Here is a 12,083-nt window from a genome sequence, read left to right as displayed (position 1 = left end):
GGGTTATACAGTAACTACAACGGCTTCTCCCTCGATGCTGAAAGCATCGCAAAGAATTCCTACCAATTCATTGCCAATGGAATAGTCTTTCCTTTGGCAAAGAGCCTTGATGATTGGAATTCGTATCTTTACCTGGGTGCTGCGGTGTGTTCGATCCTTTTTGTCGCGTGCTTCGTGTTCGTGAACAGGGGAGATGCTCGAAACGCTGAATTGGATGAACGACGTGGTGACGGTTTCAAGATTATCGGCTTTGGGCTTTTTTTGCTGCTATGTGGAACGCTCCCTTATATCCTTGTTAATAAGAGCCCTGCACCCGGCGTATTGATGAGAAACGCGATGCTTATGCCGTTGCCAATATCCGTGGTGGGCATCGGCATATGGCGAGTTGTCAAATTCAGATCGACCAACCTTCGAAGCCAGAGCGTAGCTGTTGTGTTGTTTCTAGGACTTCTCATCGTGTTTACCGGCCGGTGGTGGGAGAGTTACGCGGCATGGCAAGCGCGGGCAGCGAAGGATCTGGCTGTGTCTCAGTATCTCGCTGATCATCCTGAATGGTCTGCTTTTTCGGTTTATTGGATAGCCGACAAACTCCCGATATCTCCGGAAGTCTCGGAGTATGGGTTTGCTGACTATACCTCCAAATTCCGCATGCTTTGGGGCGGACAGTCCAGAATGGCTTTCACACCCGGGCACATCACATTCTTCGGTATTGATACACAGCCGGGCGTGAGACCCGTCCACTCCAAACTTCCTGATCGTATCGCATTTTTCTGCAATGCTTGGGCCAGTGCGAGGGATATCGATCTGAATGGCCCACAAGCCGAACTGGAAATCAGAACCACGCAAAGCTCATGGAACGATGCTTCCGTCGCATCTGCATACCTCTATTACCGCTTCATCGAGCCTAGTGGTTTGAAAAATTATCTGGCTGAACTGGTAAGTGTAACGCTGCGGGCGCTTTGAGGGTCAGAACAGCCGAAAGCCGGGTGGCTCTCTCGGGTCCGGCCTTTCCCCGTTGCCCGATCTCAACAACGGACAAATTCAAATACCCGCCCTAGGGGCTGTTGAGGTTCAGGGTTTCTTCTGGGGCTTGTTTGTGATTCAAGCTGCAGATGGAACGATTTGTGCTGACGGACGCCCAATGGGCGAAAATGGAACCACATTGCCACGGCAAGCCGTCTGATCCCGGCCGAAGTGGCAGCAACAACCGGCGCTTCATCGAGGCAATTCTTTGGATTGTGCGTACAGGAAGCCCATGTCGGGATCTCCCCACGGTTTTTGGAAACTGGAACACGATCTACAAACGGTATCGCGATTGGGTCAAAGCCGATGTTTTCACAAGGCTTTTTGAGGTCTGCTCAGATGAGCCTGACATGGAATATGCCATGGTTGACGCCACCATCGTCAAGGTCCACCGCCACGGACAGGGCTCAAAAGGGGGACTCAGAGCCAGGCTATAGGTCGTTCGAAGGGCGGCATGACGACTAAGATCCTTGCGTTGACTGATGCACTTGGAAATCTCGTACGCTTTGTTCTTCTGCCCGGTCATCGCTTCGACACGGTGGGCATTGCTCCGCTCATCGATGGCATTGGTTTTGACGGGCTGATCGCTGACAAGGCCTTCGACAGCAACCAAATCGTCGCTGATTTAAACGAGCGTGGAGCTAAGGTCGTCATCTCCCAGCATCCACGACGAAAAGCACCTCTTCCACTCGACAGCGAAATCTACAAATGGCGGCACCTCATCGAGAATTTCTTCTGCAAACTCAAAGAGTTCAAACGCATTGCAATGCGAGCGGACAAAACCGACCAAAGTTTCAGCGCAATCATTCACCTCGCTGCAGCCGTCATAAACTCAAGATGATTCTCAACAGCCCCTAGAAGAGACGGGTGCATTGCCATATCCGCGATCTTGAGGCGGCAGATCGAGGCTGCCGATTTCCGCGTGCTCAACTCGTGCAAAATACGGCCGCCCATGCACCCGCCGTCGCAACACCACCACAATGGCCTCGCAATCCGCGGGGCCTTTTTCTTTGGAGATGATGAATGCCCAGAAACCCATCAACCGGCGTCTATTCTAAACCCGCCGGCACGACACCTTCCGTCGGCCAGGTTATCGACCCGGTGCCGTGGAATGCGCTGACTACCGACCTCGGCAACGAGATCACCAACTCGCTGCCGCGGGACGGCTCGGCGCCGATGGTCGCACCCCTCAAGGCCGCAGGCGGAACGGTGTCAGCTCCTGGCCTCGGCTTCGCCTCGACCCCACAGACCGGCCTCTATCTGAAGGGCGGCGGTCTGCTTGGCTTTGCCCAGAACGGCGTTGATGTCTCGTTCGATAAGGCCTTGCTCTATGCGGCCAAGTCAGGCGATTACACAGCGCTTGCGTCCRACGATAACGCTGTCCATCGCTTCACGGCTGACGCGACCGTGACGCTGACCGCAGCCGCGACGCTCGGCGCGAACTGGCACTATGTCGTCATTGCCGATGGCGGTGATGTGACGATCGATCCGAATGGCGCGGAGACGATCGATGGCGCTGCCACACTTGTCATTAAAAATGGCTACAGCGTCGAAATCATATGTTCCGGTGCCGCTTTCTTCACCAACAAGCTCTTTGCCAGGATAGCGAGCAAAGCCGACAGCGCCGCTGTCGGTGATTTCGTTGTCGGGCTTATTCTTTCGAACAACAGCGGCAGTCCGAACACTCATATTGATTTTAACGCCGGTTCCGCTCGTTCGGGCGCGAGTTTCGTCTCGACCCCATCGTCGATCACGAAGCGGACAAACGGGACATTCGCCGCCGGAACCGGCGCTGGCGGACTAGACGCCGGTTCGGTCGCGGCGAATGCAACCTATTTTGCATRTGCGCTGCGCAAGGATGATGTTCTGACGTTCGATATCGTGCTGTCGACCTCTGCGACCATCGCCGGAGTCAACACGGCGCTGCTCACCGGCTACACCATCGTCAAATGCATCGGCGTGGTGCTGACCGATGCTAGCTCAAACATTCGGCCGTTCGTCCTGTATCCCCGTGACGAATATACCTTCGTGACGCCAGTGAAAGATGCGATCAGCGTGCCTATCTCGACGACTTCGGCACTCCTGGCGCTGACAGTGCCAAATGGGGCAAAGGTCAAGGCGAAGTTGCGGTTTGAATTCACATCCAGCGCGACGACCAATGCTGTACTGATCCACGATCCGGCGCAGGGGATTCTTGTCGCTGGCATCCCCGGCGATGGCGGCAACATGGGCACCATCCAAGTCGCCAACGGCCTTGCAATCGGCTGTAGCGATATCTGGACGAATACAAGCAGGCAGATCCGCCAAGTATCTGGCGCTTCCGGCAATATCTGGGTGTGGACCGATGGTTTCTATTTCTCGTGTGGAAGGAACGCATAATGCCGCTTGTTTCCCGATCGAGCGATTGCGCAATGGGCGGTGTCCCCGAGCTTCTAGCGGGGGATTTGCACACGCGATCTCTGGCAATAACTGACGGCGTGAGCTAATGACCTCCGAACTCGGAGGAAATCATGGCAGCCGATAAAGCGTCGTACCGGAATCGCGGAGGAATTCTTCAGCGTCTCGTTAGCGCCTACAAGCGATTTCGTTACTTCAGCCGCGCCGGCTCGAACCTAGTCGTCAAGCCCAGCGCCGAGTTCCGGATGGTGAAGCACGCCGTTCTTGAGGTCGGCAGCAATGTCACGATCCAAGACTATTCGTTCTTCCAACTCACGATGCCTGAGCCGAAGGTGTTTATTGGAAACAACACCGTCATCGGGCGCCGCAACATCATCACTGCCAAAAATCGCATATCCATAGGCAATGATGTGCTGATCGGTTCCGATGTCCAGATCATCGATCACGGCCACGGCATGAGGCGAGACGTACCGATCAGGCTTCAGAAGGCCGAAATCGGCTTTGTCGAAATTGGTGATGACGTCTGGATTGGCGCGGGTGCCAAAATACTGATGAACGTCACGATAGGAGCCGGTGCCGTGATTGGAGCAAATTCCGTCGTTACGGCCGATATTCCCGATTATGCGATCGCGGTGGGTTCACCGGCGAAAGTCGTCAAATATCGCACTTAACTCGGATTGTAAGTGGGGTCGAATTTGGGACGTACCGCGTCCCGCACTGTATCGAGCGCATCATGCGCGGCCATTGATGCCGTCGTGCCATGTGATTTTTAACTCAAGCTCCTTCTCTTGACCATCGCGGGCGAGCCGCGTGGTCAATCCACTGGCGTTGAAGGCAGCGCTTAAAGCGGCGATCGACGCGGCAGCCGAGACCGAGCTCCGGGAATACATCACGGCCGGCGCCGGCCAAGCTCTGATCTATGCGGAGAACGCCGATGAGGCTGCCGCCTATCTGGAAGCGGCCGCACCTGTCGACGAGGATTATCCGCTGCTCCTCGCCGAGATCGGCATCACGGGAGCAACGACCGCAGAGGTCGCGAACGTCATCAATGCAAGCTTTACCACCTGGCAGACGATCGGGGCGGCGATCGAGGCCACACGCCTCGGGACTAAGAAGGCGATCGACGCGGCAACCGATGCAGAGGCGGCCATAGGGGCAGCAAGCGTCGTCAACTGGCCATCGTGATGCACCGCATACAATAAACTCTGACGCGGGTAACGTTTAGGAGCACTTTCAATCCCGGCAGGATTGCGTTATTCCGCCGAGAGACGGAGGGATTGGACTTGGATGCTCCTGCACATCGAGAGTTAGACATACAGGCGCGCGGTCGCATACGCGGCTTAGATGGACTTAGAGCAATATCGCTACTTCTGGTGCTGATGGCTCATTGGTCACCGCTTCCCTTTCTTAACAACGTCGCCGAATGGGGGCGAGGCGGGCTCGTAGTATTCTTCGTCATCAGCGGTTTTTTGATCACGAGAATACTTGTCGACTTAGCCGGCCGAAGGCGTGAGGTTGAGGGGGTGCAGCTTCTCAAGGGCTTCTATGGCCGCCGATTCTTCCGCATTCAACCCATCTATTATCTGGCACTCGCATTTGTCATTTGCATATCGCTGAATGGCGCTGTGCGGGAGGATGTGATTTATCACATCTTCTTCGTGCAGAATCTTTCGAATGTGTTGCTACGAGGCGATATCGGAATTTATGGACCAGCCGCCCCGTGGTGGTCGCTTGCGGTTGAAGAGCAGTTCTATGTTTTCTGGGCGCCAATCGTCATCTTTCTCCGGCCGAATGCGTGGAGGCTTTCGCTATTGGGAGCATTTGCCCTTGCGATCGGCTGGCGCGCTTTTGCCTGGTATGCCGATCTTGGGCAAGCGAATGTGCTCGTCACATTCGGAAATCTGGATTCGCTGGCTGCCGGTGCAGCGGTCGCCATCATCATTTCGACAGGCCGGATTACGCCCGCGGTGTCGCGCTGTTTCTCCGTTATTCTGACGGTGGGCATCGCGGCACTCTGCCTGCTGTCATTGACGGAGATGAGCGAAGGTATATTCGCGTTTCGGACTAGTTTTGTTGGCAGAGTGCTTGCCGACGTGCCGGTTTATATGATCGCCTCATCGCTAATATTTTTCTTGGCTGTCGGCAAGGCGACGACCGCAGCGAAGGCGATGGAAACCCCGGTTCTAGTGTTCATAGGCAAGCGTAGCTATGGTGCCTATGTCTATCATCAGGTCGTGAACTACACGTTCTTTTTCTTCGTGACACCCAATTGGCTGGAGCCAAGTTTCGGCGTGAAGCCTGAATTGCATGGTCCCGGTGAGTTCTTGGTTTTCACGTCAATAACACTGCTGCTCGCGGCCCTGTCCTACAAATACATCGAGCAGCCGATATTCCGGCTTCGTGATCGGATCTATCCGACTACTCGATAGCGTTCGTTGAACGTGTCGCCTTACTGAGTAACCAAAACACGTCGCCCGTCTCCACCCAGGAGCCGGGCGCCTCGCCACATCCATAATCCGGAGCCCACCCCATGCTCGTCCATAACTGGCGCGAGGTGCTGAAGCGTGCCTGGTCGGTGCGGTTGATGGCGCTGGCGCTGCTCTTCATCATCATCGAGCCCATCTACACCTTCGTCGCCGCCACCTGGGTGTCTCGCAACATCTACATCCAGCTCGCCATGTCGGTGGCGACAGGGCTTCTCGCCGTTGCGGCGATCATCGCCCGCATCTTCGTTCAGCAGAAAATCTCAGGAGACCTGAATGGCAAACCGCCTGCAGAAGGGTAGTGCCGCCGCGGCCATGGCCGTCGCGCTCGTCGGATCGTTCGAGAGAGGATAAAGACCCATGACGATTTACAACCCAGATGATTATGGAGCGATCGGGGATGGTGTGACCGATGACGCCCCGGCCTTTGCCGCCATGACGGCTGATCATCTCCATTCTGGCGCTGTCGCCTCTCGGCCGGAACCTAGCGAGGAAATCATCCAGTGGCCGTGGCGCGTTTGCCGCGCATGGGCAAAAACGGAATCACCTTGGGGACGCGCTCGGCATATGACCGGTAGTCTGGAAATGCCGCCCGGAGCACCGTCTCTTCGTTACTCATCCGGCGAAGTTGCAGGCACCAATGCACGATTCCGAGAAGTACCGTCCACGGAGAAAAGCTGAATAGGATCATTCCGATAATGAATATCTCCTCGGTCAGATAGAGCGGGTGCCGGACGATGGAATATGGCCCCGTTGTGACCAGAGCTCTTGCACCCGGTGCTATGCTGAAACTGCGGCCGAGGATCGCAAGCATATATGCCGATGAAACGAAGCCAATGATCATCAAAACCATTGCGGCAAGGCGCACAGTATCTGGCAACACCATTGGCGGAGGCAGGAAGGCGATCAGCAGGAAGAGGAAGGTGCCTGCCATCGCCGTCAGGTATGGTTCAACGCCGCGCGCAGACCGTACTTGGGGCATTCTCGTTAAGGTCACGACACACATCATGCCGATAAATAAGATCGCAGCGATCTCAGCTATTAGGAATACGACGCCCCGGGACGGATAGTCGCCGGTCGTCATCGTCCGCGCAATCTTGGTCCATACAACTAGTATTGAATAGGAACAGATACCAATCCGGCCGGTGACATCTGTAATAATCAAGTGTCGATTGCTCATTTGTACCCCCACGTTTTTTGAACGCATCTTCGCACGGTTGCGGAAAATGGCAATCGCAACCGGCTAAATTGGTGAATACCAACTATTGGGGATGTGATTTACACCGACGCGCCGCCGTCGGCGTCTGTCAATGCAACGACACGCGATGCGCCAGCAGCCGATCAATTCTGGCCCGGATGCGGATGCGGCGGATGATCTCGGCGTGAGTGAAAAGGCAGGCGAGGGCGGCCACGACGATCAACGCGGTTCCGAGCAGCGCTGTAGGCAACGGCAGTGACCAGTCGATATAACCGGCGGGGAGTGACGCCCCACTGCGACCTGCTTCTGCTGTGCTTGCAGCGGCATTGGCAAGCACCAGCCCAAGCAGCGCAACATGGGCATGAACGAAGCGTGCCCTAAGAAACCGTTTCGGATGAAAAGCAAGATAGACGCCGAAAATCGCCATTGACGCAAACGCAATGAGAAGTTCCCACGCCCCCATCCCCGCCGCGCTAAGTAACATAAGAGGTAAGCGCAACACCGGCAGCATCGTCAGGTACAGCGCCCAAGCAAACGGGCGTGATGGATACATGGCCAGCAGTAGCATGCTGGCGGCAAATACCGCACCGATGGCATAGACCAAAGCAGGTCCGAGACGAACAAAAGTCAGAACGAAGACACGCATTCGCTTTCCTCCTTCGGCAGGCCTCGTGGTTCTGGGCAGAATATTCGCAAATGCTTTAGCAGGGCTTACCGCTTGACCAGCGCCGCATGAATGACTCCGGCTGCGGAGATTTGCAACCTTCCACAAAACTTATCCACCTCAACGAGGCGATTTCATGAACATCGACGGCACGCCGCTGCGGCTGTTGCTCTTCGTCGCCTTCGGAACCTGATCACGGCTTAACCCCTCCAAACATCGGAGACGTTCCATGCTCGTCCATAACTGGCGCGCCGTGCTGAGGCGCGCCTGGTCGGTGCGCCTCGTGGCGCTGGGGCTGCTCTTCATCGTCGTTGAGCCCGTCACCAACGTCGTCGCTGCCAGCTGGGTGTCCGGCAACCTCTACATACAGCTCGCCATGTCCACGGCATCGGGGCTCTTCGCTGCGGCAGCGATCATCGCCCGCATCTTCGTTCAGCAGCAAATCTCAGGAGATCTGAATGGCAAACCGCCTGCAGAAGGGTAGTGCCGCCGCGGCCATGGCCGTGGCGCTCGTCGGATCGTTCGAGGGGCTGCGCCAGAATGCCTATCCCGATCCGGCGACGCAAGGGAAGCCGTGGACGATCTGTTATGGCAGCACCAATGGCGTGAAGCCGGGGGACCGCAAGACGGTGGAGCAGTGCAGGGCGCTCTTGGCGCTGGAACTGCAGACTTATGCGAGCGGCATCGAAAGCTGTGTGCGAGTCGCCCTGCCGGATGCCCGCTTCGTGGCGCTGACCTCCTTTGCCTACAATGTCGGCATCAAGGCGGCCTGCGGCTCGAGCGCGGTCAGGCTCATCAACCAGGGCAGGGCGGCCGAAGGCTGCGAGGCGCTTTTGAAGTGGAATCGCGCCGCCGGCATCGTCTTTCCGGGCCTGACCCGGCGCCGGCAGAAAGAGCGCGCCTTCTGCCTCGAGGGCGTCTGATGTTCTCCATCCTCGACACGCTCAAGATGGGCGCCGGCATCGCCGCCGGCCTGATGCTCTATCACCTCTATGCCGTCTCGATCGGCTATCCCTCGGCGGCCAGGCAGGCGCGCGCCGGCTATATCCTCGTTGCCGAAAAGACCGCAGCCGAGGCCCAGGCTGCCGAGATGGAGCGCCAGCGCAACGCGGCGGCTAAGGCCGGCGAAGAGCACCGCAAGCGTCTCGCGGCCGCCGAGGCCGCCGAGCAGGCCGCCAAAGACACACTCGAAATCGAGATCCAATCTTATGAACTTCAGCTTTCGGAAAAGAACCGCGCTTGCGCTGTCACTGCTGCTGATCGTCAGTGGCTGCTCCGCCACTGAGCGCTTGAACAAGGCGGCGGTGACGACAGGGCAGGCGGCGGCGGGCGTCGCTCTGCCGCCGCTGCCGGATGATCTCCGCCGCCAGGAAGCGCATACGCCTGTCGTCGAGGGCGAGCCTGTCATCGCCATCCTTGCCCGCGAGCGCCAGGCGCTCGACCGTGCCAACGCCCGCCAGGGGCGCACCATTCAATTCTACGACGACCTCACCAGCAGATATGGAACACGCCGATGATGAATGCCATCTCGCTTGCCCTGACGAACCCGATGGGCGGAGCTGACCTTGCGCCCCCGCCATGGGTGCCGGATGCCAGCCGCTATATGCCGGCCGCCACCGGCACCCGTTGGCCGGCGGGTTTCACGCAAACTTACGCGGCCGACCTGAACTATCAATGTTCAAAGCTGTTCTTCGGCTCACCTGATTACGAAACCAACGATTTCCTGATTCCCTTTGTGGGTTTCGGCTGCACGGAGGGCAACCTTGCGCCGCAGGAGACGATCTTGCCGAATGCCGATATTGCGATCGATGAGGTGTTCTTCATTCACCCGGATGGCACGGAATACCCGGTGCTCTTCGGCGGCAACGCGGCCGCGACCGTCACGGCGTCGACCGGCATTGTCTACGGGCAGGTGACGCTGCCAAGCGCCCTGCCGGCCTGGTCTGTCTTCGGCATCCGAACGGTGTGGCACGGTACGATCGGGCAGACCTATATTGGCGGCTATCGCTGCCAGCGCCATCGGGGCGAAAAATATTGGGCCGCCACCGATCTGACGTCGATTCGGGCGCTGGACCTGGCGAACGCGGCGAGCACGCCAGCCCGCGACACGTTCTATAATACGGTCGGCAATGAGAGCAACTCGCAGCCTCTTGCCTATGGCCCTGCAATGGTTCTGGCCAAGGGGTGGGACGGCCGGCCGGTTCCGATGGTCCTGTCCGATAGCCTCATCGAGCGCCAGGAGATTGCCGCCACGGCCGATGCCAGGCGCAACATGGGCATGTGGCTGCGCTGGCTTGATGCACGAGATCCGCTATGGGGCAGTATCATACCCCTCGTCATGGGCGTCCCCGGCTCGAAGTCGGTGCAGGAACTGGCGACGTCGGCAACCAAGCGCTGGGCCATGATCGACGCGATCCGGGACACATACAACGGCGGCAAGAATATCTGGACGTTCGTTCTCGACCAGTCCGGCCGCAACGATAACAGCGCCACGGCAAGCACATGGTCGAACGCCAAGCTCGGCTTGGTCGACCGCGTCAAGACGCGCTATGGGGCGGGCATCCATGTCGTCGGCGTCACCATAATTCCGACCATGACCCCTTCGTCGGACAGCGGCCGGACGGTCGCGGGCTATACCGTTCCCGCCTTATGGACAACCACCTTGGCGACGGTGAACAACACCATCAAGGCGAGTTCTCGTTACGCCAAGGTCATCGATCAGCTGCTCGCCTTCACGACGGACATCGATCCGACGAAGTCGCCGGCCGCTGAAATGTTTCCGCTCGGAAACGTCGTCGGGCATCCTGGAAATCAGGACGGCGTGACGACGTGGGACACGATCAAGCTGCCGGCTTCAGTGCCGGACGGCACCCGCATCATGTTCGAATATCAGCCTGGTCAATGGACGTCGAGAAACACCTATGGCCGCATCGACAATGGCGACGGGACGGCTGACTATAAGGTTCAGGAGATATTTGCCACCAACGTCCAGGACAATGCCGCGCTGCTGGCCCACGGCATGAACCTCGATGTCTCGTCTTATGTCCATCCGACGCTGCAAGGGATCTTGCGATTTGTCAGCCGCTTGCCGCAATCCGAAAAGCTGAAATTTTACTCCTAGAGCGGTTCAGCTTTTAACGGAAGCGCAGGGCCTCTCTAGCCTTTTGTTTTTACGCAATTCCCGGCAAAATCGCTTTCGCGCTTTGCCTAGGAAAACCGCTTCGCACTTTTCCTGGAATTGCTCTAGTCGAGCGCGGATACAGATGACATCCAATGACGACATTCTCCGCGCTCTCGGGCGCGTCGAGGGAAGACTGACCGGCATCGAGGACAACGTCGCGCTTCTGCGCAAGGAGGTCAGCGACGAAAAGGCCAGTGCCCATGACAGCCGCGCCGTAATCCACAAGCGGCTAGACGAGCAGGCCAGGCAGATCGCCCATCTCGACACCAGGATGGCGATCAGCGGCGGCGCGGATGCACTCATGCGTGAGGAAATCAAAACCCTCAAGGAGACTGTCGAGAAGAACCACGACGCGGTCGGGCCGGCGCTTGAAGAGTGGAAGCGGATGAAAACGATCGGTTACGGAATATCGGGGTTGATTGCCTTTGCGGGACTGACGATTGGGGGGATGATCGCTTATGCGAGCGATGGCGCGGTGGCGGCGCTTCGGCATTGGTTGAAGATCAATTGATCGGCTCGATCTGTGATCTCTGGAGAGAAAGACAGGTGCTCTTCAAGCAGACATGACCGATTGGCTCCTTGACTGCACCACGCCGCCTCGGCGGATTTTCGATCATTGGCATGAGGGCTAGCCACACAACGCCAGCAGACCGGCGTTTTCTCACTCGCCCCAAACCGAAGCAAACAAACCCCTAAATTTTAGGCCTCACTAACGAACAAAACGGCGGTCTGCTGGTTTTCCTCTTAAGGAGGAAATTGTCATGAAGACCATGAACAATCGCCAAGTTCGCATTCCCGGCCCACGAGAGCACGATGTTGCCGAACATTGCCGCAAGTTCGGGATCGGCCCGGCGGAGGAGAAGAAGCTGAAGAAGCTCCTGGGCTCTCGGGCCCCGCTCCATGAAATCCAGGCCAATGCTCCGCCGCGGCAGCCAAGGTGGCGTTAGGTGGGGAAGGGGCCGCGGAAGACGTCGCACGTGATCATTACACGCTACATTACGGCGATGATTCAAAGATTGAGCGGAACAGAGCAGCGCCGTGAACGCTCGCGAAAGAGGTGCTTTTGTCGGGTTTTGAAGTGATCGATCTTGTTTAAGACGTGGGCCGAATCTTCGGCTTGCTCCACCTGGATCCGCT

16 protein-coding genes and 1 pseudogene are annotated in these 12,083 nt (G+C 57.6%); 15 read left to right on the top strand and 2 right to left on the bottom strand.

Annotated features, from left to right (window positions below):
- The 8 genes and pseudogenes from AC1ECN_RS29940 to AC1ECN_RS29905 all read left to right on the top strand — a co-directional run.
- A partial coding sequence (locus AC1ECN_RS29940; protein WP_477954975.1) for a hypothetical protein occupies positions 1–963 on the top strand: 963 nt, incomplete at its 5' end.
- A 149-nt stretch (positions 964–1,112) separates the two neighbouring features.
- Positions 1,113–1,864, top strand: a protein-coding gene (locus AC1ECN_RS29935) for an IS5 family transposase (RefSeq protein WP_130672206.1) whose coding sequence is annotated in 2 segments (ribosomal slippage) — positions 1,113–1,443 and positions 1,443–1,864 — 753 coding nt in all. Because the reading frame shifts where the segments join, the coding sequence is not laid out codon by codon here.
- A 182-nt stretch (positions 1,865–2,046) separates the two neighbouring features.
- Positions 2,047–3,402 carry a hypothetical protein gene (locus AC1ECN_RS29930; protein ID WP_477954973.1) on the top strand — a complete coding sequence of 452 codons (1,356 nt, stop codon included), beginning with the start codon at positions 2,047–2,049 and terminating at the stop codon, positions 3,400–3,402.
- Positions 3,403–3,533: 131 nt separating this feature from the next.
- Positions 3,534–4,091 (top strand): acyltransferase, encoded by a 558-nt coding sequence (locus AC1ECN_RS29925; RefSeq protein WP_197727391.1) that lies wholly within the window; start codon positions 3,534–3,536, stop codon positions 4,089–4,091.
- Positions 4,092–4,230: 139 nt separating this feature from the next.
- Positions 4,231–4,605: a hypothetical protein gene (locus tag AC1ECN_RS29920; protein WP_130672209.1), complete on the top strand. Its 375-nt coding sequence runs from the start codon at positions 4,231–4,233 to the stop codon at positions 4,603–4,605.
- Between the two features lie 98 nt (positions 4,606–4,703).
- On the top strand, positions 4,704–5,849 hold the full coding sequence (locus AC1ECN_RS29915) for an acyltransferase family protein (protein WP_130672210.1): 1,146 nt from the start codon (positions 4,704–4,706) through the stop codon (positions 5,847–5,849).
- A 101-nt stretch (positions 5,850–5,950) separates the two neighbouring features.
- The gene (locus tag AC1ECN_RS29910) at positions 5,951–6,205 is read left to right on the top strand and encodes a DUF7940 domain-containing protein (RefSeq protein WP_027689696.1); all 255 of its coding nucleotides are present in this window, start codon (positions 5,951–5,953) and stop codon (positions 6,203–6,205) included.
- Positions 6,180–6,248: pseudogene (locus AC1ECN_RS29905) on the top strand (lysozyme); the annotation flags it as partial. The gene AC1ECN_RS29910 and the pseudogene AC1ECN_RS29905, both read left to right, overlap by 26 nt.
- A 151-nt stretch (positions 6,249–6,399) precedes the next feature.
- Here the strand turns inward: AC1ECN_RS29905 and AC1ECN_RS29900 are convergent.
- Positions 6,400–7,083, bottom strand: coding sequence for a methyltransferase family protein (locus AC1ECN_RS29900; RefSeq protein ID WP_171481036.1), 684 nt, complete (start codon positions 7,081–7,083; stop codon positions 6,400–6,402).
- A 127-nt stretch (positions 7,084–7,210) separates the two neighbouring features.
- Positions 7,211–7,747 carry a hypothetical protein gene (locus AC1ECN_RS29895; protein WP_018068827.1) on the bottom strand — a complete coding sequence of 179 codons (537 nt, stop codon included), beginning with the start codon at positions 7,745–7,747 and terminating at the stop codon, positions 7,211–7,213.
- Between the two features lie 247 nt (positions 7,748–7,994).
- Here AC1ECN_RS29895 and AC1ECN_RS29890 point away from each other — a divergent pair, with 247 nt between their 5' ends.
- The 7 genes from AC1ECN_RS29890 to AC1ECN_RS29860 all read left to right on the top strand — a co-directional run bounded on the left by AC1ECN_RS29890 (position 7,995) and on the right by AC1ECN_RS29860 (position 11,893).
- Entirely contained in the window at positions 7,995–8,249 is a 255-nt protein-coding gene (locus tag AC1ECN_RS29890) for a DUF7940 domain-containing protein (RefSeq protein WP_024322739.1), read from the top strand.
- Positions 8,224–8,688 (top strand): lysozyme, encoded by a 465-nt coding sequence (locus AC1ECN_RS29885; protein WP_130672211.1) that lies wholly within the window; start codon positions 8,224–8,226, stop codon positions 8,686–8,688. Before AC1ECN_RS29890 ends, AC1ECN_RS29885 begins: the two co-directional genes overlap by 26 nt.
- The gene (locus tag AC1ECN_RS29880; RefSeq protein ID WP_027689699.1) at positions 8,688–9,050 is read left to right on the top strand and encodes a hypothetical protein; all 363 of its coding nucleotides are present in this window, start codon (positions 8,688–8,690) and stop codon (positions 9,048–9,050) included. Before AC1ECN_RS29885 ends, AC1ECN_RS29880 begins: the two co-directional genes overlap by 1 nt.
- A 19-nt stretch (positions 9,051–9,069) precedes the next feature.
- Positions 9,070–9,282 (top strand): hypothetical protein, encoded by a 213-nt coding sequence (locus tag AC1ECN_RS29875; RefSeq protein WP_026170649.1) that lies wholly within the window; start codon positions 9,070–9,072, stop codon positions 9,280–9,282.
- Positions 9,279–10,886 carry a hypothetical protein gene (locus AC1ECN_RS29870; RefSeq protein ID WP_130672212.1) on the top strand — a complete coding sequence of 536 codons (1,608 nt, stop codon included), beginning with the start codon at positions 9,279–9,281 and terminating at the stop codon, positions 10,884–10,886. Before AC1ECN_RS29875 ends, AC1ECN_RS29870 begins: the two co-directional genes overlap by 4 nt.
- A gap of 142 nt (positions 10,887–11,028) precedes the next feature.
- Positions 11,029–11,457 carry a hypothetical protein gene (locus AC1ECN_RS29865; protein WP_018485187.1) on the top strand — a complete coding sequence of 143 codons (429 nt, stop codon included), beginning with the start codon at positions 11,029–11,031 and terminating at the stop codon, positions 11,455–11,457.
- Between the two features lie 250 nt (positions 11,458–11,707).
- Positions 11,708–11,893 carry a hypothetical protein gene (locus AC1ECN_RS29860; RefSeq protein ID WP_018068820.1) on the top strand — a complete coding sequence of 62 codons (186 nt, stop codon included), beginning with the start codon at positions 11,708–11,710 and terminating at the stop codon, positions 11,891–11,893.
- Positions 11,894–12,083: the final 190 nt, after the last annotated feature.

This window comes from Rhizobium sp. 01N447_2, from assembly GCF_056399245.1.
The sequence above is the reverse complement of the archived record's forward strand: the minus strand, read 5'-3'. Positions and strand labels throughout refer to the sequence as shown.

Excerpts from the sequence above, each read along its gene's own strand:
- AC1ECN_RS29900 (WP_171481036.1), bottom strand. The coding sequence starts at position 7,083 with ATGAGCAATCGACACTTGATTATTACAGATGTCACCGGCCGGATTGGT.
- AC1ECN_RS29870 (WP_130672212.1), top strand. The coding sequence starts at position 9,279 with ATGATGAATGCCATCTCGCTTGCCCTGACGAACCCGATGGGCGGAGCT.
- AC1ECN_RS29890 (WP_024322739.1), top strand. The coding sequence starts at position 7,995 with ATGCTCGTCCATAACTGGCGCGCCGTGCTGAGGCGCGCCTGGTCGGTG.
- AC1ECN_RS29895 (WP_018068827.1), bottom strand. The coding sequence starts at position 7,747 with ATGCGTGTCTTCGTTCTGACTTTTGTTCGTCTCGGACCTGCTTTGGTC.
- AC1ECN_RS29925 (WP_197727391.1), top strand. The coding sequence starts at position 3,534 with ATGGCAGCCGATAAAGCGTCGTACCGGAATCGCGGAGGAATTCTTCAG.
- AC1ECN_RS29880 (WP_027689699.1), top strand. The coding sequence starts at position 8,688 with ATGTTCTCCATCCTCGACACGCTCAAGATGGGCGCCGGCATCGCCGCC.
- AC1ECN_RS29865 (WP_018485187.1), top strand. The coding sequence starts at position 11,029 with ATGACATCCAATGACGACATTCTCCGCGCTCTCGGGCGCGTCGAGGGA.
- AC1ECN_RS29885 (WP_130672211.1), top strand. The coding sequence starts at position 8,224 with ATGGCAAACCGCCTGCAGAAGGGTAGTGCCGCCGCGGCCATGGCCGTG.
- AC1ECN_RS29910 (WP_027689696.1), top strand. The coding sequence starts at position 5,951 with ATGCTCGTCCATAACTGGCGCGAGGTGCTGAAGCGTGCCTGGTCGGTG.
- AC1ECN_RS29860 (WP_018068820.1), top strand. The coding sequence starts at position 11,708 with ATGAAGACCATGAACAATCGCCAAGTTCGCATTCCCGGCCCACGAGAG.